Below are 25,800 nucleotides of genomic sequence, written 5' to 3'. Positions count from 1 at the left end.
CGCGCCAATCCGCACAACACCGGCGCAGACGCCCGGCGGTTGGCACCTCGCCCCGGGCCCGATGCGCACGTGGTAGAACACGTTACAGTTTTGCGGTTCACATCGGGGCGATGCCGCCCGCTCACCGAGGGATACGTCATGCACTGGTACACCGGCAACACCGTTTACGACACCGTGCTGACGACGGCCCTCGGCTTCGCGGCATTCGTGATCATCGGCGGCCTCTTCGCCCAGAGTTCGTATGGCCGCTTCTCGACAACAAAACTCGGGCTCAATCTGAATCCGAAACTCGGTTGGTGGCTGATGGAGATTCCGGCGACCGCGGTGTTTCTGATCTGCTATCTGACCGGACCGGCCCGCTTCGAGCCGACGTCACTGGTTCTTGCCGGGATATGGATGCTGCACTACGCCAACCGCGGCTGGTACTTCCCTCTTAACATCCGCCAGGTGCCCGGCAAGCGCAGCACGTTCAATGTCTCAGTTGTCGTCATGGGCATGCTCGTGACGTCGATGCATGGGTACCTCAACGGAACGCTCTTCAGCCACGACTTCTTCGGGCAGTACGGCAGCGCCTGGCTGCGGGACCCCCGATTCCTGGCGGGCCTGGCGATCTACCTGTGCGGATTCGCGCTGCTGCTCAGCTCCGAGTCGATCGTCCGAAACCTGCGTGACAAGCAGAACCCCGGCGGTGTCGAGTACCGCATCCCGGTCGGCGGCGGGTTCCGATTTGTCACCAGCCCCGCGTATCTGGGCGAGCTGATCGCCTGGTCCGGGTTCGCCCTACTCACCTGGGCGCTGCCCGGGGTCGCCATCCTGCTGATTACCGCCGGCAATCTGATTCCCCGCGCGCTGGCCACCCACCGCTGGTACCACGAGAAGTTCACCGACTACCCGACCGACCGGAAAGCCCTGATTCCGTATCTGGTCTGAGTGCCGGTGCGACAAAGAACGCCGAGTGTGAGCAGTTCTGCTCACACTCGGCGTTCTTTGTGGGAAAGCTAGATCGCGGCTTTGAGCGCGTCGACCCGGTCGGTTCGCTCCCATGGCAGGTCGACGTCCGTGCGGCCGAAGTGGCCGTACGCGGCGGTCTGCGCGTAGATCGGCCGCAGCAGGTTCAGATCGCGAATGATCGCGCCCGGCCGCAGGTCGAACACCTCGTTGATGGCCTTCTCGATCTTGACCTGGTCGATCGTGTTCGTGCCGAAGGTGTCGATGAACAGGCCCACCGGCGCGGCCTTACCGATCGCGTAGGCGACCTGCACTTCGACCCGGTCCGCCAGCCCGGCGGCCACCACATTCTTGGCCACCCAGCGCATCGCGTACGCGGCCGAGCGGTCCACCTTTGACGGATCCTTGCCGGAGAACGCGCCGCCGCCGTGGCGGGCCCAGCCGCCGTAGGTGTCGACGATGATCTTGCGGCCGGTCAGGCCGGCGTCACCCATCGGGCCACCGAGCACGAACTTGCCGGTCGGGTTCACCAACAGCCGGTAGTCGGAAATGTCCAGCGATTCCTGGTCGAGCTCGTCCAGGACCGTGTTGACGACCTTCTCGCGGATATCCGGAGTCAGCAGGTTGTCCAGGTCGATATCGGCGGCGTGCTGCGTGGAGAGCACGACCGTGTCGAGCCGCACAGCCTTGTAGCCGTCGTATTCGATGGTGACCTGGGTCTTGCCGTCAGGACGCAGGTAAGGCAGCAGGCCTTCCTTGCGAACCTCGGTCAGCCGGCGCGCGAGGCGGTGCGCCAGCGCGATGGGCAGCGGCATCAGCTCGGGGGTGTCGTTGATGGCGTAGCCGAACATCAGACCCTGGTCACCGGCACCCTGAGCGTCCAGCGGGTCGGCGGCACCCTCGACGCGGGCCTCGTGAGCGGTGTCGACGCCCTGCGCGATATCGGGAGACTGGGCGCCGATGGCGATGTTCACACCGCAGGAGTGCCCGTCAAAGCCCTTGGATGACGAGTCATAGCCGATCTCCAGAACGCGGTCGCGCACGATCTTGGGGATATCGGCGTACGCGGAGGTGGTGACTTCACCGGCGACGTGCACCTGACCAGTGGTCACCAGCGTCTCCACCGCGACCCGGGACTTGGGGTCCTGTGCGAGCAGCGCGTCGAGGATCGAGTCGCTGATGGCGTCACAGATCTTGTCCGGATGCCCCTCGGTCACCGATTCGCTGGTGAAAAGCCGTCCCGCTGAGCTCACAGCGCAGCCCCTTTCAGATCGTTACGTGTCCTAATCATTATGGCCGACGAATTGAGATCGGGGCCACACCCGGTTGTCAGGTTCACTGACAAAGCCCGGCGACGGCATCCACAATACGGCTTGCCATCAGAACTTTGGTGCCGTGCTCGAGGACAACTTCAGAGACCTCGCCGTCGCTTTGGACGGAGAGCAGCCAACCATCGTTGCTATCCACTTCGAAAGCTCGTCCTTCACCAACGGCGTTGACTACCAACAGATCACAGCCCTTGCGCTTCAACTTGGCACGCGCGTGGTGGAGCACATCGCCATTGGCGTCACCGGTTTCGGCGGCGAATCCGACGATGGCCCGCATCTTGGGCAGCTGCCCGTCTGTGCGCGCACGGACCACGCCGGCCAGCACGTCAGCGTTGCGCAGCAATTCGATGGGCGCATCGACGGGATTCTCACCGTCGGCAGTGTGGCTCTTTTTGATCTTGCTGGTCGCAACGTGGGCGGGCCGGAAATCGGCCACGGCCGCGGCCATAATCAACGCCTCTGCCGCGGGAGCGTGTTTGGTCACCGCGTCCTGCAGTTGCGCGGCGGAGCTGATGTGCACCACGTCGACCCCGGCCGGATCTGGCAGCCCGACGGTATGCGCCGCGATGAGCGTGACCTCGGCTCCGCGTTGTGCGGCGACCCTGGCTATCGCGTATCCCTGCTTACCGGAGCTGCGGTTCCCGATGAAGCGCACGGGATCCAGCGGCTCGCGGGTGCCACCGGCGGTGACCAGAACGCGTACCCCGGCCAGATCGTGCGGCAGCGCGTCGGCCCGGGCCAGCAGCAGTTGCGCCAGGGTGGTGATTTCTTCCGCCTCGGGTAGGCGGCCGGGACCGGTGTCGGCACCGGTGAGACGCCCCGACGCGGGCTCGAGGACTACGGCTCCACGCTCACGCAGTGTCGACACGTTGTGCTGGGTCGCGGCATGCAGCCACATCTCCGTGTGCATGGCCGGGGCGAAGAGTACCGGACAACGCGCGGTCAGCAGGGTCGCGGTCAGCAGATCGTCGGCGCGACCCGTGGCCGCGCGGGCCAGCAGATCCGCGGTGGCGGGCGCAACCACGACGAGGTCGGCGTCCTGCCCGAGCCGCACATGCGGGACCTCGGGAACGTCATCGAAGACCCCGGTTCGGGCCGGCTCACCCGAGAGGGCCTCGAACGTTGCCGCACCCACGAACTGCAGGGCCGACTCGGTGGGAATGACCCGGACGCTGTGTCCGGCCTCCGCGAGCTGGCGTACCACGGTGCAGGCCTTGTAGGCGGCAATTCCCCCGCCCACTCCGACGATGATCCGCTTACGGTCGGCCATGACCGGCGTCCTGGCTTCTACTCGCCTTCGGTGTGCTCAAGCAGGTCGCCGTGGATCTCGCGCAGCGCGATCGACAGCGGCTTCTCCTGCAGACCCGGCTCGACCAGCGGCCCCACGTACTCGAGGATGCCGTCGCCCAGCTGGTTGTAGTAGTCGTTGATCTGGCGGGCCCGCTTGGCTGCGTAGATCACGAGCGCGTACTTGCTCGATGCCCGCGCCAGCAGCTCGTCGATCGGCGGGTTGGTGATACCCAGCGGCGTGTCGAGAGCGGCGTCGTAGCTTTCGGTGCCCGGTTCGACGATGACGTCGGTCTGGGAGGTGCTCACTAAGAAATCTCCTGGATAGGTAGATGGCGCTGAGTATGGCTGGCGCGGTGTTCGCAGTGTCTGTTGATGCGCTGCCGGTTAACGTCCGACCAATAACGATACCAACTGTGCGCAGGCATTTTCCAACTGGTCATTGACGACGACGACATCAAAGTCACTTTGAGCCGCCATTTCGACCTCGGCAGTTTGCAATCGCCGGGCGATCACAGCCTCCGATTCGGTGCCTCGGCCCGTAAGGCGCTGCACCAGCGCGTCCCAGCTCGGCGGGGACAGGAAGACCGTCAGGGCCTGCGGGAGTGCGGCCTTGATGGCACGGGCCCCGGCCAGGTCGACCTCGATGAGGGTCGGACGACCGGCCTCCATTGCCTCGCGAACGGGCGCGGCAGGGGTTCCCGAACGCTGCAATCCGCCGTGGATATCGGCCCATTCCAGCAGTGCACCGGTGTCAATCAGCCGCTGGAACTCCTCGGCGGTGACGAAGTGATAGTCGACGCCGTCCACTTCACCGGGCCTCGGGGCCCTGGTCGTGGCGGAGACGCTGAAGAAGAGGCCTTGTACGTCATCGCGTAGGCGACGCACGACGGTGGACTTGCCGACGGCTGAGGGGCCGGATAGGACTACTACCCGGCCCCTCATCGAAGCTGTCATCTAGAGAAGATCAGGAGAAGTCGAACCGCTCCAACAGCGCCTTGCGCTGACGGTCACCAAGACCACGCAAACGGCGGGTCGGGGCGATCTCCAGCTCGGTCATGATCTCCTGCGCCTTGACCTTGCCGACCTTGGGCAGGGCTTCCAGCAGTGCGGAAACCTTCATCTTGCCCAGGACCTCATCGGTCTCGGCGTCCTTGAGCACCTGCTTGAGATTGGTGCCACCTTTCTTGAGCTTTTCCTTGAGCTCGGCCCGGGCGCGGCGGGCGGCAGCCGCCTTCGCCAACGCGGCGGCACGCTGCTCGTCAGTCAACTGTGGAAGGGCCACGATTCCTCCGTCTCATACGAAACTCGTCGGTTTTTCTGATCGGCTGGAAAACAACCAGCCAGCGACAGCGACCGTACCCACGCCAACCGACATATGTGAACCCCACCCCCCTGTTATCGGTGAAAATCGCCTGCTAGAGGGGCCGCGGGCGATCCTGCCGAGCAACCATCGCGCTCGCCCGTTCTCACCCGGCATTTCTGCAGGTCGACGATGAAAGATATTGTTGCCCAGCGTATTTCGCTCAGAGTTGACAATACCAGTAATTCTTGCCCCTGAACCGGAGACAAGCAAACCGTGATTGCCGTGAGGGCAAACTGAAAATCTTGTGTGAATCTCGTGTTGCGCGTGTCGCGACCCGTCAACGTTCAGTTGAAGAGACGCAGGTGAGAAAGCCGACGACGAGGCACCCCGTGAAACTGCTGAGCAAGGCACAGCAGTTGCTGGGTAGGGTGCGCCATATGGGTGATGTCACGCACCCATCACGTGAGCGTGATCGGGTATTGGATGCCGTGAGGCTCGTGTCGCTGGCCACGGTTGTGGCCTACCACGTCCTCGCGGGTAGCCCCACCCTCATCAAGGGCAAACCGGCTATGTCAGCGAATTACAACGTGCACTGGCTGTTTTGGCTGATCCCGCTCATGCCCCTGTTCTTCTTCGCGGGCGCCGCAGCAAATCTTCACTCCTGGGAGTCCGGTAGGTCGTGGGGGCGGTTTCTGATGAGCCGGACGACGCGGCTCTTCCGTCCGGTCTTCTACTTCCTCGCATTCGTCGCGCTGGTGACCACCTTGCTGCGCATCACCATGGGCAACTCCCGACAACTCCTGTATCTCGAGATGCGTCATATCGAACTGCTCTGGTACGTCGGCGCTTATCTGCTGACACTGGCGTTCATGCCCTGGCTGGCCCGCATTTGCACGGGACGCCGACTCGGCGGGTTCATCGCGGCAATGTGCCTGTTCACGGCCCTGATCGACACCATCAGCGTCCTCACCGACACCTGGGTGATGACCGGCTGGATCAACATGATCTTCATGTGGCTTGTCCCCGCCGCGTTGGGCATCGCCTATCAGCGCGGGCTCATCCCCCGCCGGGTGGCGCTGGCAGCTGCGGCCGTCGCCCTGGGCGCCACCGTGGCACTGGCCATCCTGGGGCCCTACCCGACGGGACTGATCGCCAACATGCCGCCGACCTTGCTCCTCGCGACGAGCGCAATAGTCGAGTGCCTGGTGGTGATCGCGCTGGCACCGGCCATCAATCGCCGGCTACAGGGGGCGCGCACCTGGAAATTCCTGGAGCTGTGCACCAGCGGCAGCATGACGATCTACCTGTGGCACTGGGTGGTCACGTTCCTGTTGTCCTACGGGGTCTACCTGACCCTTCATATCGGGTTGGTGAGTCCGCGCGATGGCTGGTACTGGCCGGGAAACGTGCTGCGCCTGGCGATCGTGTGCGCCATCATGGCCGTCTTCTTCGTCCCGCTGCGGGCCACCGAACGCCGCGCGCTGCCGTGGTGGGACCGCCCCATCCCGCCGATGAGTAAAGGGCGCGATATCGCGGTCGGCGTCCTCGTGCTGATCGGCGCCATCCTGACGTTTGTCTATACCCGGATCTATGTCATCAATCCCGGCTGGGGCGGATTCACACCCATAGGACGATGGGTCGTTGTGGCCTCACTGATACCACTGGCCGCTGCGCGCGCACTCTGCCGAAAGACGTTGCCCAGCACAGTGAATAGATCAGAAGGTCAGCTTCCGCTTGTTCACTCGTCAAGCAGGTAGGCGACGCTGTCCCGCAGCCTTGACACGGTCGCACGCAGCGCCGCGACGTCAGGGCCTTCGCGCAGCACCTCGCGCGAGACCGCAGGCAGCAGCAGCGATCCCGGCGCCCCACCCAAGCCGCGCAGATCCTCGGGCCTGCCCCCCTGGGCGCCGAGCCCCGGGACAAGCACGGGGCCGCCAATCGACGACAAGTCCGGTGGATCGGTAACGGTTACCCCGACCACCACACCCATGGATCCCGGACCGGTCTCCTCGGCGTTCAGCGCGGCCACCTGGTCCACCATCGCTTGCGCGACGGTCGCGTCTCCGGTGCGCGCCCGCTGTACGGGAGGTGCTTCCGGATTGGAGGTCGCGGCGAGGACGAAGACACCACGATCGCGTTCGCGCGCCAGGTCCAGCAGCGGAGATAACGACCCGAAGCCCAGATACGGCGAGGCCGTGACGGCATCGGAGCTCAACGGCGAATCACCGAGCCAGGCCTGCGCATATGCGGCCATGGTCGATCCGATGTCGCCGCGCTTCGCGTCGGCCAGCAACAACACCCCGGCCTCACGCAGCCCCGCGATGACTCGTTCGAGTACCGAATACCCTGCGGCGCCATAGGTTTCGAAGAACGCCACCTGCGGTTTGACAACCGCCACCTCGGCGAAGGCCTCCACGCAGATATCGCTGAACCTGGCCAGGCCCGACGCGTTGGCATCCAGCCCCCAGGCGCGCAGCAGCTCCGGATGCGGGTCGATGCCTACGCACAGCGGGCCGCGGGATGCGGTTGCGGCCCGTAGCCGTGCGCCGAACGTCACCGAACCCACCGCTCTTCGCGCAAGCGGCTCATCGCAAGCCCGCATGGAGTTCTTGCAGCGAGCGCACGCCGATATCGCCGCGGATACCCGCCTCGATCCCCTGCACCGCGGCCGAGGCGCCCTGCACCGTCGTGATGCACGGGATGTTCATCGACACCGCGGCCGATCGGATCTCATAACCGTCGACACGGGGGCCCGAGTTCCCGTAGGGAGTGTTGATGACCATCGCGACCTTGCCGGACTTGATGACGTCTACCGCCGACTGCGCCGGACGCCCCTCCCCCGCACTCTCATAGTGCTTACGCACCTCTTCGCAGGGTATTCCGTTGCGGCGCAACATCTCTGCCGTACCTTCGGTGGCCAGCACCTTGAATCCCAAATCCGCCAGCCGCTTCACCGGGAACACCAGGGACCGCTTGTCGCGGTTGGCCACCGAGACGAAGATCGTGCCCTCCTTGGGCAGCGAACCGTATGCGGCGGTCTGGCTCTTGGCGAAGGCGCTGCCGAAATCGGCGTCGATGCCCATGACCTCGCCGGTGGACTTCATCTCGGGTCCCAGCAGGGAATCCACCTGGCTGCCGTCGGCCTTGCGGAATCGGTGGAACGGCAGCACGGCTTCCTTGACCGCGACGGGAGCGCCGGGCGGCATCGTCGCGCCATCGCCGTCGGCGGGCAACAATCCCTCCTCGCGCAGACCGGCGATGGTGGCGCCCAGCATGATCCGCGCGCATGCCTTGGCCAGCGGCACCGCCGTGGCCTTGGAGACGAACGGCACCGTACGGCTGGCACGCGGGTTTGCCTCCAGGACGTACAGCACGTCGTCCTTGAGCGCGTACTGCACGTTGAGCAAGCCGACTACACCAATTCCGTGCGCAATGGCCTCGGTCGCGGTGCGCACCTTTTCGACATCGCTGCGGCCCAGGGTGACCGGCGGCAGCGCGCACGCCGAGTCACCGGAGTGAATGCCGGCTTCCTCGATGTGTTCCATGACGCCGCCGAGGTAGACCTCGGTGCCATCGCATAGCGCATCAACGTCGATCTCGATGGCGTCCTCGAGGAAGCGGTCCACCAGCACCGGGTGTTCGGGCGAAAGCTGGGTGGCGCGAGTGATGTAACCGTGAAGGGTGTCCTCGTCGTAGACGATCTCCATGCCCCGACCGCCCAGCACGTAGGACGGTCGCACCAGTACCGGGTAGCCGATGTCGGCCGCGATCTGCCTGGCCTGCTCGAAAGTCGTCGCGGTGCCGAACCGTGGCGCCGGCAGACCAGCCGACACCAGCAAGTCCCCGAACACGCCCCGGTCCTCGGCGCGGTCGATGGCCGCCGGGCTGGTGCCCACCACCGGCACACCGGCATCGGCCAAACGCTTGGCCAGCCCCAACGGGGTCTGCCCGCCGAGCTGCACGATCACGCCGACGACACCCGGTCCACCGCGGCCAGATTCGCTTTCGGCATGGTAGACCTCGAGTACGTCCTCGAAGGTCAGCGGTTCGAAGTACAGGCGGTCAGCGGTGTCATAGTCGGTGGACACCGTCTCCGGGTTGCAGTTGACCATGATGGTCTCGAACCCGGCCTGCGACAACGTGGTTGCCGCGTGCACGCAGCTGTAGTCGAATTCGATGCCCTGCCCGATGCGGTTGGGGCCCGAGCCCAGAATGAGCACCTTGGGCCGCTCGGTCTGCGGGGCCACTTCCGACTCCGCCGCCGGATCCAACTCGTAGCTGGAGTAGTGATACGGGGTCCTGGCCTCGAATTCGGCGGCGCAGGTGTCGACGGTCTTGTACACCGGCCGGATGCCCATCCGGTGCCGCAACGACCGCACTCCGTCCTCCCCCGCCAGTTCCGGTCGCAGCGCGGCGATCTGACGGTCCGAGAGCCCGTAGTGCTTGGCACGGCGCAGCAGTTCCTCGTCAAGAATCGGCACATCGCGCAGCTCGGCACCGAGGTGGTGAATCTGCGCTATCTCTTCGACGAACCACGGATCGACGCCGGTGATCTCAGCCACCTGCTCGACGGGGACACCAGCGGCCAACGCGTGTTCGATGCCATAGAGGCGCCCGTCACGCGGCACCCGCAGCTCCTGCAGGAACGTGTCCAGATCCTCGATGGGAGCGGCATTGTCGGTCCAGAAGCCCGCCGCGGAGGTCTCCAACGAGCGCATGACCTTCCCGAGTGCCTCGGCGAAGTTCCGCCCCAGGGACATCGCCTCGCCCACCGATTTCATGGTGGTGGTCAATGTCGCGTCGGCGCCGGGAAACTTCTCGAAGGCGAACCGCGGTGCCTTCACCACGACGTAGTCCAGAGTCGGCTCGAAACAGGCCGGGGTCTCCTTGGTGATGTCGTTGACGATCTCGTCGAGCGTGTACCCGATGGCCAGCTTGGCCGCGATCTTGGCGATCGGGAACCCGGTCGCCTTGGAGGCCAACGCACTTGAGCGCGACACACGCGGGTTCATTTCGATGACGATCAGGCGACCGTCGCGCGGGTTGATGGCGAACTGGATGTTGCAGCCACCGGTGTCGACACCGACCTCGCGCAGGATCGCGATACCGAGGTCGCGCATCTTCTGATACTCGCGGTCGGTCAGCGTCATCGCGGGAGCGACCGTCACCGAGTCTCCGGTGTGCACACCCATCGGATCGACGTTCTCGATCGAGCACACGACCACCACATTGTCGCGGCTGTCGCGCATCAGCTCGAGCTCGAATTCCTTCCACCCGTAAATGGATTCTTCGATCAGCACATTCGCCGAGGGAGACGCCGAGAGGCCCTCCCCTGCCATCCGCTCAACGTCCTCAGGGGTGTATGCCATGCCCGAACCCAAGCCGCCCATGGTGAACGACGGGCGTACCACTACCGGCAATCCGAGGTCCGAGACGGTATCGCGGACCTCGTCCATGGTGAAACAGACGCGGGACTTCGCCGACTCGCCACCAACCTTGGCGACGATGTCCTTGAACCGCTGCCGGTCCTCACCGCGCTGAATGGCCTCGAAGTTGGCGCCGATGAGCTCCACGTCGTACCGGTCCAGTGCGCCGTTCTCGTAGAGCGCGACCGCGGTGTTCAACGCTGTCTGACCGCCCAGCGTCGGCAGCAGGGCGTCGATCTTGTTGCCCTTCTCTGCCTGCGCGGCAATGACTTTCTCGACGAACTCGGCAGTGATCGGCTCGACATAGGTGTTGTCGGCATACTCCGGGTCGGTCATGATCGTCGCCGGGTTCGAGTTGACAAGACTGACCTGCAGCCCCTCCGAACGCAGCACGCGACAGGCCTGGGTGCCCGAGTAGTCGAACTCGCAGGCCTGGCCAATCACGATGGGCCCGGAGCCAATGACCAGGATGTGGTTGAGGTCTGTGCGACGTGGCATCAGCGGTTACCCCGATTCTCAAGTGACGTAACGAACTGATCGAACAGGTACTCGGCGTCATGAGGTCCGGCCGCCGCCTCCGGGTGGTACTGCACCGAGAAAGCCGATCCGTCCAACAGCCGGATCCCTTCCACCGTGCCATCGTTGGCGCATGTGTGGCTGACCTCGGCGCGCCCGAACGGCGTGTCGAACTGCTCGCCTGCTTCACCTTCGAGGGCGAAGCCGTGGTTCTGCGCGGTGATCGCGACCCGACCGGTCGAGTGGTCGATAACCGGGATGTTGATGCCGCGGTGCCCGAAGGTCATCTTGTAGGTGGACCGACCCAGTGCCCGGCCCAGCAGCTGATTGCCGAAGCAGATGCCGAACAGCGGGATCTTCTGTTGCAGCACCGCCTGTGTCACCGCCACCACATGATCCGCGGTGGCCGGGTCGCCCGGCCCGTTGGACAGGAACACACCGTCGGGCGCCAACGCGAGCAGCTCGTCCGGGCTGATGGACGAGGGCACCACCTGCACCCGGATACCGCGTTGCGTGAAGTTCCGTGGGGTGTTGGTCTTGATCCCCAGGTCCAGAGCCGCCACGGTGAACCGATGCGCGCCATCGGGTTCCACGATGTAGGTGTCATCGGTGCTCACCTCGCCGGCCAGGTCCGCACCCAGCATGGAGGGCTGGCCGTTGACGCGCGAGAGCAGGAAGTCGGTGGGCGCGTCGGCGACGGTACCGCTGAAGATCCCCGCCTTCATCGAACCGCGGGTACGCAGGTGACGGACCACGGCGCGGGTGTCGATTCCGGCGATGCCGACGACGTGCTGCTTCTTGAGGGCCTCGTCGAGGGAACCCGTGGCCCGCCAATTCGATACCCGGTTCGAGGGATCTCGCACCGCGTATCCGGCAACCCAGATCTTGCCGCCGCGGCTCTCGTCATCCTCGTCGTTCCATCCGGTGTTGCCGATCTGCGGCGCTGTCGCCACCACAATCTGCCGGTGATAGCTCGGGTCGGTCAGGGTTTCTTGATAACCGGACATGGCCGTGCAGAACACCGCCTCGCCGAGGGTTTCACCCACCGCGCCGAACGGCTTACCGGTGAACACCCGCCCGTCTTCGAGAACGAGCACCGCCTTGTCACTCATGACGCCTGCTTCCATTCCTCGTATTCGCTTCGCGGTCGTGCCAAAAATCCGGTGTCGATCTCGACGCCCGAGGGCAGCCGCCACCGAATCGCGAGAATTCCGTCGTGGGTAAGTACCTTGCCCGCCAGCGCCTTTGCCGCGCGAATCTCGGTGATGACATCCGCGGGTATCCAGATGTCTGTGGTTCCGCTGCGCTGCAGCAGGACTCCGCCGGTGTATCGAGTCAGGGTGGCGCTCGCCCGGTAGCCCAAGTCGCCCACCGCAATTCGATCTTGCCAGTCCGGTGCGATAGTACTGCCGACGTAGAGACCGTCGACAGGTTCGATGACGATGTCACCGCGCTCGGCGGGCACGGCGGGCAGCTCTCCGACAGTGTCGGCCTGGCGCTGCGCGCGTGCGCGCCAGCCGTGCCACATCAGTCGGAAGAGCAGCACCGACAAGGTGAGCGAGGCGCCCGCCATAATGAGCACACCAACGAAGTCTCCGTGGTTCACAGCGCCACCTTGCCGTCCCGGGCAGTCACCCGGCCGCGCAGCAGCGTGGCAGTCACGATGGCAGGCAACGTCATCGATTCGAATGGGGTGTTGGCCGACTTGCTGGCCAATCCGTCGCCCGTGACGGTCCAGGTGGCATCGGGGTCAACGATCGCCAGGTTGGCGGGCTCGCCAACTGCGATCGGACGCCCCTGATCGGTCAGACCGACGATCTGCGCCGGCCGCTCGCTCATCACCCTGGCGATATCGCGCCAGGTCAATAATCCCGGTTTCACCATGGTCTCAACAACCACGGACAGCGCGGTCTGCAGCCCGAGCATACCGGGGCGGGCCGCGGCGAACTCACAGCATTTCTCGTGATCGGCATGTGGCGCGTGATCGGTTGCCACACAGTCGATCACGCCATCGGCGAGCGCCCGGCGCAATGCTTCGGCGTCGGCGGACTCCCGCAACGGCGGGTTCACGCGGTACACACCGTCGTAGGAGGCGAGTCGGCTGTCATCGAGCAGCAGGTGATGCGGAGTCACCTCGGCGGTGATGGAGATTCCTTGTCCCTTCGCCCATTTGAGCAACTCCACGGTGCCCGCGGTGGATGCGTGACAGATGTGCACCGGAGCACCGGTATCGCGGGACAAAATCGCATCCCGCGCGACGATGGATTCCTCGGCGGCGCGGGGCCATCCGGTCAGGCCCAGTTTGGCCGCGTGAGCGCCTTCGTGCGCCACGGAGCCGACGGTCAGCCGCGGTTCCTCGGCATGCTGGGCGATGAGCACACCCAGCCCCTTGGCGTACTCCAGCGCACGTCGCATCACCAGCGGATCGTGCACACACTTGCCGTCGTCGGAGAACATCCGCACCCGGCCCGCGCCGCGCGCCATCATCGCCATCTCGGTGAGTTGCTTGCCCTCTAATCCGACGGTGACGGCACCAACCGGATGCACGTCGACAAGTCCCACCTGCTGGCCACGCTGCCACACGTGATCTGTCACCACGGGGCTATCCGCCACGGGGTTGGTGTTGGCCATCGCGAAGACGGCGGTGTAGCCACCCAAAGCTGCTGCTGCCGAGCCGGAGTCGATGGTCTCAGTGTCTTCGCGGCCTGGCTCGCGCAGGTGCGTGTGCAAGTCGACGAATCCGGGCAGCAGCACCTGACCGGGCGCTTCGATGGCCGTGTCGACCTCCGTCTCGATGCCCGGCCCAAGACCGGCCTCGATGCGGGTGATCTGGCCGTCCTCGACGAGGACGTCAACCTGCTCGCCCTCCCCGTACAGCAGTACGCCCTTGATCAAGACACTCATGCGGGCACCGCCTCATCGGAACCGACCAGTAGGTGGAACAGCACGGCCATGCGGATATGCACTCCATTCGATACCTGTTGCAGAACAGCGGATTGCGAAGAATCGGCCACCGACGACGCGATTTCCATACCGCGCAGCATCGGACCGGGATGCAGCACCACCGCGTGTTCGGGAAGAAGCCGCTGCCGGGCCTCGGACAAGCCGTACAGCACCGAGTACTCGCGCGCCGACGGGAAGAAGCCGCCGGTCATGCGTTCGGCCTGTACCCGTAGCATCAGCACCGCGTCGGCGCCGGGCAGCTCGGCATCCAGATCGTGGGTGACCGTCACCGGCCAGGCCTCAATACCCACGGGCAGCAGAGTGGGTGGTGCCACGAGCACCACTTCTGCGCCGAATGTACTGAGCAGCAAAGCATTCGACCGGGCAACTCGGCTGTGCAGAATGTCCCCGACGATGACGATGCGGCGGCCCTCGAGGCCGCCCAGCCGCTGGCGGATCGTAAGCGCGTCGAGCAGCGCCTGGGTGGGATGCTCGTGGGTACCGTCGCCGGCGTTGATAACGGCCGGGCCGCCCTCTCCTTCGGCAGTCCATTGAGCCAGCTGGGCGGCGACACCCGACGCTGGGTGGCGGACGATCAACGCATCGGCACCGATCGCACGCAGGGTCAAAGCGGTATCGCGCAATGACTCGCCCTTGGCCACGGAGGAACCCGATGCGCTGACGTTGATGACGTCGGCGCTCATCCACTTACCCGCGACCTCAAAGGAAACTCTTGTTCGCGTGGAGTTCTCGTAGAACATCGTGATGATGGTGCGCCCGCGCAGGGTCGGCAGCTTCTTGACCTCGCGCCCAGCCAGGGCCTGGAGGAACCGGTCGGCGTCATCGAGGATGGCGGTGGCCTCGTCGCGGGTCAGGTCGGCCGCCGACAGCAGGTGTTTCACGAGGCCGCTCCCTGCCCGCTGTTGATCACCACGGAGTCGCGACCGTCATGTTCGGTCAGCAGCACTTTGACGTCTTCGGAGCGTGCGGTCGGCACGTTCTTGCCCACGTAGTCGGCACGCAGCGGCAGCTCACGGTGCCCGCGATCAACCAGCACCGCCAGCTGCACCGCGCGAGGCCGGCCCAGGTCGCGCAGCGCGTCGAGGGCCGAGCGCACCGTACGGCCGGAGAACAACACGTCGTCAACCAGGACCACCAGGGCGCCATCCACTCCGCCCTCGGGAATGGAGGTGCGTTCGAGTGGGCGGTGGGGTTTGTTGCGCAGATCGTCGCGGTAGAGCGTGATATCCAGGAATCCGGCCGGCACCTCGACACCGGAGAACTCGGTGATGTGGGCGGCCAATCGCTTCGCGAGGGTGGCACCGCGGGTGGGGATCCCGACCAATACGACGCGAGGTGCGTCACCGGAATCGGAAAGTGCGGTCTTTTCGATGATCTGATGCGCGATACGCGAGATGGTCCTGCCGACATCTGCGGCGGACAACAGTTCGCGTCCCTCTGGTAATACGCCCACGCTTACGCGAGACCTCCTTCTCCGCCTCACTGGACGGATCGTTAAAGGATGTCACTTATCGCCAGGGATCTTAGCATCCGGGCACCCGACGGCCACGACTGACAGGATGGAGTCATGCCTGAGTCCGACGACACGTTTGATGCAGCTCTTGCTCCGATTCGCGCCGCGGTCAATGACCGCATACTCGCCGGAGCGGTAACGCTGGTGTGGCAGGGCGGGCAGCTCAAGCACCTGGGCGCCGTTGGCTATCGCGACGTCGCCGCCGGTCTGCAGATGGCCGACAACACCATTTTTCGCATCGCTTCCATGACAAAGCCGGTGATCAGTGCGGCCGCCATGTCTCTTGTCGACGACGGCACGATCCGCCTGAACGACCCGATCACCACCTGGCTGCCGGAGTTCGCCCAGATGCGGGTGCTCGCAGATCCAGACGGCCCGCTGGATGACACATTCCGGGCACCGCGCACCATCACTGTCGAGGACCTGTTGACCCACCGCAGCGGGCTGACCTACGACTTCATCGCTACCGGACCAATAGCTAAGGCCTACCAGCCGCTGCACACCGCGGCGTTCAGTGAGCCCGACGAGTGGCTCGGGGCCATCGCCGCGCTGCCGCTGGTCTACCCGCCCGGTGAACGCTTCCACTACAGCCATTCCACCGATGTGCTCGGTCTACTCATCGCACGCGCGACCGGGCTGCCGCTGAACGAGCTGCTACGTCAACGAATCCTGGATCCGTTGGGCATGTCCGATACCGATTTCTTCGTTCCCGAGCGCAAGGCCAGCCGATTGGCACGCCTGTACGGCCTCGGCGATGACGACCAGATCGTGGCGGCCGACCGCAGCTATCTCACCTCGATGCCGACGTCAGCACCGGCGCTGTGTCGCGGCGGCGGCGCTCTGGCCAGCACCGCGCACGACTACCTCACCTTCGCGCGGGCGCTCCTCGCCGGTGGCGAGGCCGACGGAGTGCGCATCCTCTCCCCCGAGTCGACCGCCGCGCTGCGCACCAACCGGCTCACCCCGGCCCAGCGAAAGCTGCCGTCCTTCGGCCTGCCGTACTGGACCGGACGCGGTTTCGGCCTGGGATTGTCGGTCGTGCTCGATCCGAACGAGGCCGCACTGTTCGGTCCGGGCGGTGCCGGAACCTTCGGCTGGCCGGGAGCATTCGGCACCTGGTGGCACGCGGACCCGAAGGCCGACGCGATCCTGATGTTCCTGCCGCAGTGGCGCATGCCGGAACTGGACCCCAAGGCCGCCCTGGGGCGCACATCCACGCTGCGACTACAGCTGTTACATGTTCAGTTCGCGCAGGCGGTGTACGCCGCGCTCTAGCGGCGAGCTCTGTAGGCATTCTTGAGCCCCTGACAACACCATGGAACGCAACGCTGTTCTGCAGTCCACGCCAACCGATACCGAGGTGCGAAGATGACGATCCTGGCTCCCGAGACCAGCAGCGAGCCCAGCGAATCGCTCGATCCGCGTGATCCGTTGTTGCGGTTGGGCATGTTTTTCGATGACGGCACTGTCGAGTTGCTGCATGAGCGTGACCGCTCGGGTGTGTTGGCTGCCGCTGGCACGGTCAACGGAGTCAGGACCATCGCCTTTTGCACCGATGGCACCGTGATGGGCGGCGCCATGGGTATCGAGGGCTGCCGGCACATCGTGAACGCCTACGACACCGCCATCGAAGAACAAAGCCCCATCGTGGGCATCTGGCACTCCGGCGGCGCCCGCCTGGCCGAAGGAGTCTCGGCCCTGCACGCCGTCGGGCTGGTCTTCGAGGCCATGATCCGCGCCTCCGGATACATCCCGCAAATCTCGATCGTCGTCGGATTCGCCGCCGGCGGCGCCGCCTACGGCCCCGCCCTCACCGACGTCATCATCATGGCCCCCGAAAGCCGCGTGTTCGTCACCGGCCCGGACGTGGTGCGCTCGGTAACCGGCGAAGACGTCGACATGGCCACCCTCGGCGGCCCCGAAGCCCACCACAAAAAATCCGGGGTGTGCCACATCGTGGCCGACGACGAGCTCGACTCCTACGCCCGCGGCCGCAAGCTGGTCGGGTTCTTCTGCCAGCAAGGCGTTTTCGATCGCGGCCGCGCCGAATCCGATCACACCGACCTACGCGCACTGCTGCCCGCCTCAGCCAAACGCGCCTACGACGTACACCCCATCGTCAACGCACTCCTGGACGCCGACGACCCATTCGAAGAATTCCAGGGCAAATGGGCACCCTCCATGGTCATCGGCCTGGGCCGCCTGGCCGGACGCAGCGTCGGAGTACTGGCCAACAACCCCCTGCGCCTGGGCGGCTGCCTGAACTCCGAAAGCGCAGAAAAAGCAGCACGTTTCGTACGCCTATGCAACGCCTTCGGCATCCCCCTGATCGTTCTCGTGGACGTACCCGGCTACCTGCCCGGCGTCGGCCAGGAATGGGGCGGGGTCGTGCGCCGCGGCGCCAAACTCCTACACGCCTTCGGCGAAGCCACCGTCCCCCGCGTCACCCTGGTCACCCGCAAAATCTACGGCGGCGCCTACATCGCCATGAACTCACGCTCCCTAGGAGCCACCAAAGTCTTCGCCTGGCCCGACGCCGAAGTCGCCGTCATGGGCGCCAAAGCCGCCGTCGGCATCCTGCACAAAAAACAACTCGCCGCCGCCCCCGCCGACGAACGCGAAGCCCTCCACGAAGAACTCGCCCTCGAACACGAACGCATCGCCGGCGGCGTCGACCGCGCCATCGAAATCGGCGTCGTCGACGAAGAAATCGAACCCTCCCAAACCCGCGCAGTCCTGACCCGCGCACTCGCCGAAGCCCCCACACGACGCGGCCGCCACAAAAACATCCCACTGTGAGTTGCCGTTCCTGACGGCCGCCGGTCATCAGACCGTCGGCATACTCAGTTGCGCGAGAAGCAATTTAAGCTTCCCACGCTCCTCGTCCGTCAGGGCGACCGTTACTCGATGCTCCGCGCACGTGACTTCTTGGCGGGCCATGTCAAGACGCTGCAACCCTTGCCGGGTAAGGGAAGCGGGCAGTGTCCGGCCCTGTTCCGCGGATAGTGGCCGCGTGACAAGCCCCTCGTCCTGAAGCTGCTTCAGCACATCGCACATCGCCTGCCTGCTCACGCGCGCCGTACGGGCGAGCTGAGAGTTGGACGATCCGGGGGCCGCGTGCAGAATCTGCATACAGATGAAGGCCGACAGGGATAAGCCAAGAGGTTCCAACCCGGCGGCCGCCTGTCGCTGCAATAGCGCTGCGGTGCGGGTGAGTAGATAACCGAGGGGCGCCTCCGGTTCACCGTTATCCACCGACGCCATCGGAGGATCTACTCATCACGACGCCAGGCGAGGCCCGATGGATCCAGACACGTTCTCCCGCTGGGTAAGAGCTTCCCGAACCAACGCGATGCTTTCCGGCGCCGATACTTGAATTGCTTGTGGCACTGGGTTTTCCCGGCGAGTCAGCCCGCTGAGCGCCCCCTTGCCCAATTCGATGCGAACATCCGCGCGGTACTGGCGAAGCGACTGAGCGCAAAGATCCCACCGCACCTGGCGAGTCAGCTGCTGGACCAGCCGGTGTTTGAGATCCAACGGTCCGGTGACGAGTGCCCCGTCAGCGTTCGACAGCAACGGGTGCGGGGCTGTCACCACAGCGGCGCTGTCCAATGCCGCACCGAATTCCGCCTCGGCAGCCGCCATGTATGGAGAGTGGAAGGCTCCAGCCACCTGCAGCAATTTGACCTGGGTGTCGGCCGGCGGGTTGGCCCGCAAGTGATCCAGCTCCTCGAGCCGACCGGCGGCCACCACTTGTCCTGGACCGTTCACATTCGCCACGAACAGGCCCAGCTCCTCCACCGCGCGGGTTACGTCGCATAAGCCGCCACCGACCACTGCCGCCATACCCGTGGGTTCGTGGTCACAGGCACGGCGCATTGCCAGACCACGAAGCCTGGCTAGCCGGACGGCATCGCGCGGGGCGATGGCACCGGCGGCCGCTGCGGCAGCCAACTCCCCCACTGAATGACCGGCGAAAATCATCCGGTCCGGCAGCCTCAGTTCGTCGCGAAGGCGCCCGAAAACCAGCAGCGAAGTAGCAACGATGAGCGGCTGAGCTATCGCGGTGTCGGTGATCTCGTCGTTCTCGGCGGCCGAACCATAGTGGCGCAGGTCAAGATCGGCGGCTTCCGAGAATTCGTCGACCCGGGCCGACCCGGCAGCATCCAGCCAGGGCGTCATCATGCCTTTGCGTTGAGCACCTTGTCCCGGCATCACCATTGCAAACATGTTCATCCTCCTATATCCGCTAGACCGAAGTGACGACATCGTCATAGGTGAGGCGAGGGAGCCTCGGGTGCCAGGCATCGGGCCCGGGCTTGCCGATATTCACCACGACCAGGGATCGGTGGACCCCGTCGGGAAAAAACTCTTGGTCAACGGAATCCGCATCGAATCCCGTCATCGGTCCCGCTGCCAGACCGGCTGCCCGGATACCCACAATGATGTAGCCGACCTGGAGCAACGCATTGGTTCGCGCCGACGCGGCACGCGCATCGGCATCCGCGAAGTAGTCCTTGGCTTCGGGAAAATGCGGAAACTGGGTGGGCAGCTCATCGTGAAAATTCAAGTCGGCAGCCAGAATCGCCACGAGCGGGGCCGCAAGGGCCTTGGCCTGGTTAGCGCCAATCAAGTGCTTGGCCAGCCGTGATCGTGCTTCGCCGGAACGCACCAGGACTATGCGAAGCGGCTGCTGATTCATCGATGTCGGACCAAATTTGATCAGCTCGTAGATGGCCTGCATCTGCTCGTCGGAGACCGGCTCGTCGGTGAAGGTATTGGCGGTGCGGGCCTCACGGAACAGCAGGTCCTGCGCGGCGGCAGGCAATGCCAGACTTTCCTGAGCCGCCAGCTCCGCTTCAGGTGCTGTTTTCCCTTGCAGCAGTGGGGAATCACTGTCATATCTCACGTGCCGCGACCTTGTCTGTAGCTCGCCTTCGACGCGCACAAGCACATCGTGAACGACACAGCTCGGGTTGGCCTCGGCGGGCTTACCCGGCCTGGTCTTAATCACCAGGCAGTAAACGGTTGAGCGAATCTCGTCGGTATCGATGTATTCGAGATCGATCATGGAGAAGTAGTGCCGCTTCTGTACCGGATCGTGCTTACCCATCTCACGAAAGTCGTACAGATCGTTGATGATTCCGGCTCTCGTGACGCTGGCGGGCAGCGCGGTGGTGTGGTCGAAAATCGCATCCTCGGTAAAGGTGGCCGCATAGCCTTCGATGTCCTGCCCGTCGAGTCGCTGCATCTGTCTGGAGTAGAACTGCTGCACCTCGATGTAGAGGCTTGTGCTGATGTCAACGGTCGTCACGGTCGGCTCCTTATGTCTTATCCGCCTGGCCTGGCACCTTCGGTGTCGCCAGTTTCCCTAGCGAGGCTCGAATATTGGTCAAGGGCACTACACTCGGGCTTGACCGGAGCTATAGCGGTGCCGTGCATAGTCACCTTCATGACTTCGACAACGACTCGTAAAGTTGCTCTCATCACCGGCGCGACCAGCGGCATGGGTTTGACGATCGCGCAGCATTTGGCGAAACAGGATTTCGCGGTGTTCCTCTGTGCCCGTAGCGAGGAGTCACTCAGCCAAACCATCAAACAACTACAGGCCGACGGCTATGAGGCCGACGGCGTGACCTGCGATGTCACCTCGCCCGAGCAGATACGCGCTTATGTCACCGCTGCTGTGGATCGCTATGGGCCAGTGGACATATTGGTCAACAATGCCGGCCGCAACGGCGGCGGAATCACCAAAGACATCACCGACGAACTGTGGTTCGACGTCATCAACACCAATCTCAACAGCGTTTTCCTAATGACCAAGGCGGCACTCACCACCGGCGGGATGCTCGATCAGGGCTGGGGCCGAATCATCAACATCGCCTCAACCGGCGGCAAGCAGGGTGTGCTGCACGGCGCACCGTACTCGGCGTCCAAGCACGGGATGGTCGGATTCACCAAGGCATTGGGCCTCGAATTGGCGAAGACCGGTGTGACGGTCAACGCCGTGTGCCCAGGATTCGTGGAGACGCCGATGGCCGAACGGGTTCGTGAGACCTACGCGACCTTGTGGGGTGTTGATGCCGAGGAAGCCGGCAAGCGGGTCGCCGCTCGCGTACCCATCGGCCGATACGTGGATACCGAAGAGGTAGCGGCCATGGTCGACTACTTGATCAGCCCCGGCGCCAATGCGGTGACCGCTCAGGCCCTCAATGTCTGCGGCGGCCTGGGTAACTACTAAACCCGCCGCCAGGCAAGGATGCGCCGCTGCTGCTTGCCGCCCTGCTGGAGTGCACCGATCAGCGTCAGCGTATCGCCATCGAAGTCGTACTGGCGTGTCTGCACGGTGCCGGCCCAGGCGGGGTTGGAGCACACCACAATCTGATGCAACACTAGCGGCCCGTCAACGTGCCAGTGCCCGGCGTATCCCATGAACGGGACTGCGCCGGGCACTTGTTCGCCGCGCATCATGCTGACCGACAACGCACCTTCGGCCCCGTAATAGAGCAGACCGATCGGCGATTCACCGAGCGGTCCCTCGCTAGTGCCGCCGCCCTCGTCGAGATCGTAATAGGAGTCCAGCCGCCACTGCCCCACGAAGTGATCGGGCCGGACGGGCTTCCCCTCACTGCAGTGCATGAGTGGATCCGCTGCGAGCGTGCGCCGTGACCAAGTCGTCAAGCACCGCAGCCAGTTCGTCAGGCTTGGTGATCATGGCGTCATGGCCTGTGTCCAGTTCGCGCACTGGTTCCCCGGCTGGCGGATATGAGCGTGGCATCAGCTGCTTACGCAGGGACGTCCACGCCTCACCGCCGCCGGAGCAGTGGATGTGCGCCCGCGGGACACTCTGCAACTGTGCCGGATTGCCCAGCCGCAGCACATCGGTGAAAGTACGTAAGGACTGCGGGCTCTGCATCGACCGCAGCCAGCTCAGATCGGGCTCGGCGGTCACCCCGTAGCAGCCTTCCACCCCGGGAGGCATGCCGGCCACCGGCACCCGCCAGCCGTCACCTTCGGCCTGCGCCGCATCCGCGAAGGCCTGCACGTTGACCGGAAGAATATCGGCAACAGCCTCGCCGTCATGCGCGACGAACGTATCCAGGTACACCAGTAGGCCTATCCGGGCGGGAATCTGGTCCGCTACGGCCGTGACGACAATGCCCGCGTAGCTGTGCCCCACCAACACCACATCGGTCAGGTCCTCGTCCACGATCAGCCCGGCGACATCACTCACGTGAGCGTCCAGACCCACATCCGGCCCCAGCTCGGCGGCCCTGTCGCCCAGTCCGGTCAGCGAGGGCGCATAGACCTGGTGCCCGCAGGCCTCCAGAACCGGGGTCAGTCGTTCCCAGCACCACCCTCCATGAAACGCGCCGTGTACCAATACATATGTCGTCATATCTATGCCTCCATGGATTCTGACTGCGCCCCTACCAGCGGTGGGGGTACGGGCTCGGGCCGCAGGCCTTGGCCTATGACCCGCGCGATAAGCCTGGGAAGCATGGGAAATGTGCGGATTAGCCGTATCAGGAGCGGGCGCTCGGCGGGCGCACGGCCAGCCATCGGATAGAGGTCGGCCAGCAGATGCAACTGGGCCCACTGCACTATCCGCACCGGATACTCACGCCGGCGTTGCACGCGCGCCAGCTGCGCCACCGACGGCTTGGCGCCGGAAGCCAATACCGGGCCCAGCAGGCGAGCCGCGGCGATGGCATCCTGCACTGCCAGATTGATACCAACGCCGCCGGCCGGCGACATCGCATGTGCCGCATCACCGATCGCCAGCAGCCCCGGCCGATACCACCTCCGCAATCGGTCCACGCGCACATCGAGCAGATGAAAGCTGCTCCAATCGCGCAGCTCCTCAGCTAGCCTCTCGGCAAATACCGGATAGATCCGTGCGATCGCGGCCCGCAGCGCTTCGATGCCCTCACGCCGCGTCTGGTCATAGCCCCCTTTGGGGATCATGTACGCGACTTGCCAATAGTGCTCACGATTGAGGCAGACAATGAAGTAGCCCTTGCCACTGCGCACCGCCGGAATCACGTCGCCGGCTTCGCGACTCACACGGAACCACAACACATCCATGGGTGCAGTGGAGGTGGCAAGGTCAAGTGATCCGGTGGTCCGCACGAGTGAACGCCGCCCGTCTGCTGCGATGACCAGTGTGGCCCGGATCTGCAGTGCGCCGTCCGGGCCGCTGGCTCGCACACCCACCACGTCCTCACCGTCGTGGATCAGTTCGATGGCCTCAACTCGTGGTAAAAGTTGAAATCCCGGGTATCGGCGAGCGGCGGAGGCGATGAAGTTCAGCACGTCCCATTGCGGCATGAACGCGAGATAGCGGTACTTGCCGGGCAGCGCCCGAAAGTCGGCGAAGAGCAGTTGACCGGAATCGGTTGCTATTGGGAGTGTTTCAGCCTTGGCGTGGGGCAGGTCGAGGAACTGGTTGATCAGCCCCAGCTCATCCATCGCCTGCAGAGTCGACGGGTGAACGGTATCGCCGCGGAAGTCGCGGAGAAAGTCCGCATGCTTCTCCAGAACAGTGACATCCAGACCGAACCGGGCCAGCAGTAGACCAGCCATCAGCCCCGCCGGACCTCCGCCGATCACGCAGACATCGACGGCTACGCCAGGCATTCGGGCACCTGCCCATCGTTGTAGCTGACCATGTCATCGAACGCCGCGATCACGTCAAGGGGTGCCCCGAGCTCACTATCCCGTAGTGCCGCGCCCTGTTCGACATAGGCCCGGTACAGGTTGCCCACCAGCCGTTCTGAGTCGATCAGCCCCGCGAACTCGCCCAGCTCGGCACGGCGTGCGACCTCGAGCGGTCCAACACCGTCGGCAGACCCCTCGGCGGCCAGATGCTGGATCCAGGTCAGATAAGCAATGGTCTGCGCGAACACCTCGGGCCCCGTCAGCGGGCCATGACCGCACACCACGGTTTCGGCACCCAGTTGAGCCAGCTCACCGATGACGCGCAACGCACCCTCGACCGAGCCCATCAGATTAAAAGGGGTCGCACCCGAGAGCACGATATCCCCGGCGAACAGGATCTTGTCCTGCGGAAGCCACACCACCGCGTCGTTCGTGGTGTGCGCCGGACCGAGATGAATCAACTCGGCTGCTCGGTCGCCGATGTGTAGGTGGAGCCGATCGCTGAAGGTGACCGACGGCAAAGTGACTCTGACATCACCCCATTCGACCTCGGGCCACAGTTGGGTGAGCGCCAGGCCTGCCTCGTCCATCTCTATCCGAGCACGCTCGTGGGCGATAATTGTCGCCTGCGGGCCAAACAGGTGGTTACCGAAGTGATGGTCGCCGTGAAAGTGGGTGTTGACCACGGTGCGGCGCGAGCCCGGAGCCAATCCGTCGACCGCCGCCACCAGCCGCCGGTTACGGCTCTCCGTGGCCAGGGTGTCGATGACGACCGCGCCGTCCGGGCTCACCACGATTCCCGAGTTACTGAGGCACCAGCCCCCGGGTAGCTGCAGATACGCGTAGACGCCGTCCGCGATCTCGGTGATCCGGTCGGTGCCCCGTGCCGCCAGCCCGGAGGTCAACTGAGGTTTTCCGCGAGAGACTCTGCCCAGTAGCCGGCGTGGGCGAGGGTCGCTTTACTATTGGCAACCAGCGCATTTCGCAAGTACTGCTGTGCGTCGCCGATGCCCTGGCCAGCACCCAGCACCGGCGCTATTGCCGCCGGGTTGATGGCGACCATATGCCGCGAGGTGGCAACGGCGCCGTCTGGACCATCGGTGAACTCCCACACCCCGCTGTGCCCCAGCAGCAGCGCAGGCGGCAGTTGTTGCTTGTACACAATCTTGTTCGGGCTGAAGCACAGCCGCACCGACCGGGTGGTGTGGCTACTGCCGTCGCTGGTGACGGTATCCATCTCCATCTCCTGCACACCGTCTACGGTCTCCACCAGGTCGACCCGACCAACGTGTGGCAACCGCTTCGGCCACAGGTCACTGCGTTCCACGAATGTGTAGATATCGGCGGCGTGTCCGGGCAGCTGCACGATGTCTTCGAATAACTGGATGATTTCCCCAGGCAGGTAACCACATTCGGCCACCAACCCCAAGGCAGCCAGTTCCTTTTCGCTGTTGTTGTTGACAGCTGTGATGATGGATGCCTGCGCAGCATCGTCCCCGGCGACCGTGAAGTGATGGTCCAGCACCACTGTGGTGCGCCCGCCGGGCAGGCCGGTGAACTTCCAACTGCCGCCCATCGAGGTAATGGGCGCGGCGCTGCGCTCCTGGGCGAACTCGACGAGCATGGCCTGCGGGTCAAAGTTCCTCCGCGAGACCCAATCCCGCACTGCACCATTGACTGTCGCCCAAATGTGGAACCGCTCACTGGTGTCACTGTGCTCGAGCAGGTCCACGTATACAGTCGGGCCGAAAATGACCGGCCACCGGGTCACGTCCGCCACCAGCGAGTAAACCACCTCCGCGGGGGCCGCGATTTCTCGCGAGTGCGTCAAGGTATGTGTCACCTGATGTG

Annotated in this window: 25 protein-coding genes and 1 pseudogene; 5 read left to right on the top strand and 21 right to left on the bottom strand. The window is 64.6% G+C overall.

What is annotated here, in order from left to right; genetic code table 11:
* The first annotated feature begins 138 nt into the window (after positions 1-138).
* A complete protein-coding gene (locus B4383_RS16835) occupies positions 139-930 on the top strand; it encodes a 3-oxo-5-alpha-steroid 4-dehydrogenase (RefSeq protein WP_078288221.1) in 792 nt (263 codons plus the stop codon).
* 68 nt (positions 931-998) lie between these two features.
* Here the strand turns inward: B4383_RS16835 and metK are convergent, their stop codons facing one another.
* The 5 genes from metK to mihF all read right to left on the bottom strand — a co-directional run bounded on the left by metK (position 999) and on the right by mihF (position 4,848).
* Complete coding sequence (gene metK / locus B4383_RS16830) at positions 999-2,201, bottom strand: methionine adenosyltransferase (RefSeq protein ID WP_078287982.1); 1,203 nt, start codon at positions 2,199-2,201, stop codon at positions 999-1,001.
* Between the two features lie 82 nt (positions 2,202-2,283).
* Positions 2,284-3,546, bottom strand: a complete 1,263-nt coding sequence (coaBC, locus tag B4383_RS16825) for a bifunctional phosphopantothenoylcysteine decarboxylase/phosphopantothenate--cysteine ligase CoaBC (RefSeq protein WP_078287981.1) — start codon at positions 3,544-3,546, stop codon at positions 2,284-2,286.
* A gap of 17 nt (positions 3,547-3,563) precedes the next feature.
* A complete protein-coding gene (rpoZ, locus tag B4383_RS16820) occupies positions 3,564-3,848 on the bottom strand; it encodes a DNA-directed RNA polymerase subunit omega (RefSeq protein ID WP_225422047.1) in 285 nt (94 codons plus the stop codon).
* A 102-nt stretch (positions 3,849-3,950) separates the two neighbouring features.
* Positions 3,951-4,520 (bottom strand): guanylate kinase, encoded by a 570-nt coding sequence (gmk, locus tag B4383_RS16815; RefSeq protein WP_078287980.1) that lies wholly within the window; start codon positions 4,518-4,520, stop codon positions 3,951-3,953.
* Positions 4,521-4,530: 10 nt separating this feature from the next.
* Positions 4,531-4,848, bottom strand: a complete 318-nt coding sequence (gene mihF, locus B4383_RS16810; protein WP_030093544.1) for an integration host factor, actinobacterial type — start codon at positions 4,846-4,848, stop codon at positions 4,531-4,533.
* 458 nt (positions 4,849-5,306) lie between these two features.
* Here mihF and B4383_RS16805 point away from each other — a divergent pair, with 458 nt between their 5' ends.
* The gene (locus B4383_RS16805) at positions 5,307-6,626 is read left to right on the top strand and encodes an acyltransferase (protein WP_078288220.1); all 1,320 of its coding nucleotides are present in this window, start codon (positions 5,307-5,309) and stop codon (positions 6,624-6,626) included.
* On the opposite strand, the gene pyrF is transcribed toward B4383_RS16805, so the two are convergent.
* Genes pyrF through pyrR form a run of 7 tightly spaced genes read right to left on the bottom strand, consistent with a single transcriptional unit; the run spans position 6,608 to position 15,228 of the window.
* Positions 6,608-7,435, bottom strand: a complete 828-nt coding sequence (gene pyrF / locus B4383_RS16800; protein ID WP_139360828.1) for an orotidine-5'-phosphate decarboxylase — start codon at positions 7,433-7,435, stop codon at positions 6,608-6,610. The two genes, B4383_RS16805 and pyrF, sit on opposite strands and share 19 nt — an antisense overlap.
* Positions 7,436-7,454: 19 nt before the next feature.
* On the bottom strand, positions 7,455-10,793 hold the full coding sequence (carB, locus tag B4383_RS16795; protein ID WP_078287978.1) for a carbamoyl-phosphate synthase large subunit: 3,339 nt from the start codon (positions 10,791-10,793) through the stop codon (positions 7,455-7,457).
* Complete coding sequence (gene carA / locus B4383_RS16790) at positions 10,793-11,923, bottom strand: glutamine-hydrolyzing carbamoyl-phosphate synthase small subunit (RefSeq protein WP_078288219.1); 1,131 nt, start codon at positions 11,921-11,923, stop codon at positions 10,793-10,795. Before carA ends, carB begins: the two co-directional genes overlap by 1 nt.
* Complete coding sequence (locus B4383_RS16785; RefSeq protein WP_078287977.1) at positions 11,920-12,417, bottom strand: transporter; 498 nt, start codon at positions 12,415-12,417, stop codon at positions 11,920-11,922. Before B4383_RS16785 ends, carA begins: the two co-directional genes overlap by 4 nt.
* Complete coding sequence (locus B4383_RS16780; protein WP_078287976.1) at positions 12,414-13,715, bottom strand: dihydroorotase; 1,302 nt, start codon at positions 13,713-13,715, stop codon at positions 12,414-12,416. The genes B4383_RS16785 and B4383_RS16780 overlap by 4 nt, the downstream gene beginning before the upstream one ends.
* Entirely contained in the window at positions 13,712-14,656 is a 945-nt protein-coding gene (locus B4383_RS16775) for an aspartate carbamoyltransferase catalytic subunit (protein ID WP_078287975.1), read from the bottom strand. Before B4383_RS16775 ends, B4383_RS16780 begins: the two co-directional genes overlap by 4 nt.
* Positions 14,653-15,228 carry a bifunctional pyr operon transcriptional regulator/uracil phosphoribosyltransferase PyrR gene (pyrR, locus tag B4383_RS16770; RefSeq protein WP_170915021.1) on the bottom strand — a complete coding sequence of 192 codons (576 nt, stop codon included), beginning with the start codon at positions 15,226-15,228 and terminating at the stop codon, positions 14,653-14,655. The genes B4383_RS16775 and pyrR overlap by 4 nt, the downstream gene beginning before the upstream one ends.
* A 114-nt stretch (positions 15,229-15,342) precedes the next feature.
* On the opposite strand from pyrR, the gene B4383_RS16765 reads away from it, so the two are divergent.
* Positions 15,343-16,563, top strand: coding sequence for a serine hydrolase domain-containing protein (locus B4383_RS16765; RefSeq protein ID WP_078287974.1), 1,221 nt, complete (start codon positions 15,343-15,345; stop codon positions 16,561-16,563).
* A gap of 93 nt (positions 16,564-16,656) precedes the next feature.
* On the top strand, positions 16,657-18,087 hold the full coding sequence (locus tag B4383_RS16760) for an acyl-CoA carboxylase subunit beta (RefSeq protein WP_078287973.1): 1,431 nt from the start codon (positions 16,657-16,659) through the stop codon (positions 18,085-18,087).
* A 27-nt stretch (positions 18,088-18,114) separates the two neighbouring features.
* Here B4383_RS16760 and B4383_RS16755 read toward each other — a convergent pair whose 3' ends face one another.
* From B4383_RS16755 to B4383_RS27175, 4 genes and pseudogenes are all read right to left on the bottom strand, one after another.
* On the bottom strand, positions 18,115-18,552 hold the full coding sequence (locus B4383_RS16755; RefSeq protein WP_078287972.1) for a MarR family transcriptional regulator: 438 nt from the start codon (positions 18,550-18,552) through the stop codon (positions 18,115-18,117).
* Between the two features lie 15 nt (positions 18,553-18,567).
* Positions 18,568-19,518 (bottom strand): ACP S-malonyltransferase, encoded by a 951-nt coding sequence (locus tag B4383_RS16750; RefSeq protein WP_176126745.1) that lies wholly within the window; start codon positions 19,516-19,518, stop codon positions 18,568-18,570.
* Between the two features lie 19 nt (positions 19,519-19,537).
* A complete protein-coding gene (locus B4383_RS27180; protein WP_176126747.1) occupies positions 19,538-20,140 on the bottom strand; it encodes a malonic semialdehyde reductase in 603 nt (200 codons plus the stop codon).
* Between the two features lie 69 nt (positions 20,141-20,209).
* Positions 20,210-20,563 (bottom strand): annotated as a pseudogene (locus B4383_RS27175) (nuclear transport factor 2 family protein); the annotation flags it as partial.
* Positions 20,564-20,740: 177 nt separating this feature from the next.
* Here B4383_RS27175 and B4383_RS16740 point away from each other — a divergent pair.
* A complete protein-coding gene (locus B4383_RS16740; RefSeq protein ID WP_078287969.1) occupies positions 20,741-21,529 on the top strand; it encodes an SDR family NAD(P)-dependent oxidoreductase in 789 nt (262 codons plus the stop codon).
* On the opposite strand, the gene B4383_RS16735 is transcribed toward B4383_RS16740, so the two are convergent.
* From B4383_RS16735 to B4383_RS16715, 5 genes are read right to left on the bottom strand one after another with little or no spacing between them, the layout of a single operon-like run.
* Entirely contained in the window at positions 21,526-21,927 is a 402-nt protein-coding gene (locus B4383_RS16735; RefSeq protein WP_078287968.1) for a lipocalin-like domain-containing protein, read from the bottom strand. The two genes, B4383_RS16740 and B4383_RS16735, sit on opposite strands and share 4 nt — an antisense overlap.
* Positions 21,914-22,687, bottom strand: coding sequence for an alpha/beta fold hydrolase (locus tag B4383_RS16730; protein WP_078287967.1), 774 nt, complete (start codon positions 22,685-22,687; stop codon positions 21,914-21,916). The genes B4383_RS16735 and B4383_RS16730 overlap by 14 nt, the downstream gene beginning before the upstream one ends.
* A gap of 2 nt (positions 22,688-22,689) precedes the next feature.
* Positions 22,690-23,928 carry an FAD-dependent oxidoreductase gene (locus B4383_RS16725; RefSeq protein WP_078287966.1) on the bottom strand — a complete coding sequence of 413 codons (1,239 nt, stop codon included), beginning with the start codon at positions 23,926-23,928 and terminating at the stop codon, positions 22,690-22,692.
* On the bottom strand, positions 23,916-24,854 hold the full coding sequence (locus tag B4383_RS16720; protein WP_217697284.1) for an MBL fold metallo-hydrolase: 939 nt from the start codon (positions 24,852-24,854) through the stop codon (positions 23,916-23,918). Before B4383_RS16720 ends, B4383_RS16725 begins: the two co-directional genes overlap by 13 nt.
* A complete protein-coding gene (locus B4383_RS16715; protein ID WP_217700189.1) occupies positions 24,851-25,780 on the bottom strand; it encodes an aromatase/cyclase in 930 nt (309 codons plus the stop codon). Before B4383_RS16715 ends, B4383_RS16720 begins: the two co-directional genes overlap by 4 nt.
* Positions 25,781-25,800 lie beyond the last annotated feature (20 nt).

Origin of the sequence: Mycobacterium sp. D16R24, from assembly GCF_002013385.1 — a bacterium.
In the GTDB taxonomy this organism is placed as follows: Bacteria; Actinomycetota; Actinomycetes; order Mycobacteriales; family Mycobacteriaceae; genus Mycobacterium.
Note: the sequence above shows the minus strand (reverse complement) of the source record. Positions and strands in the feature narration are given on the sequence as shown.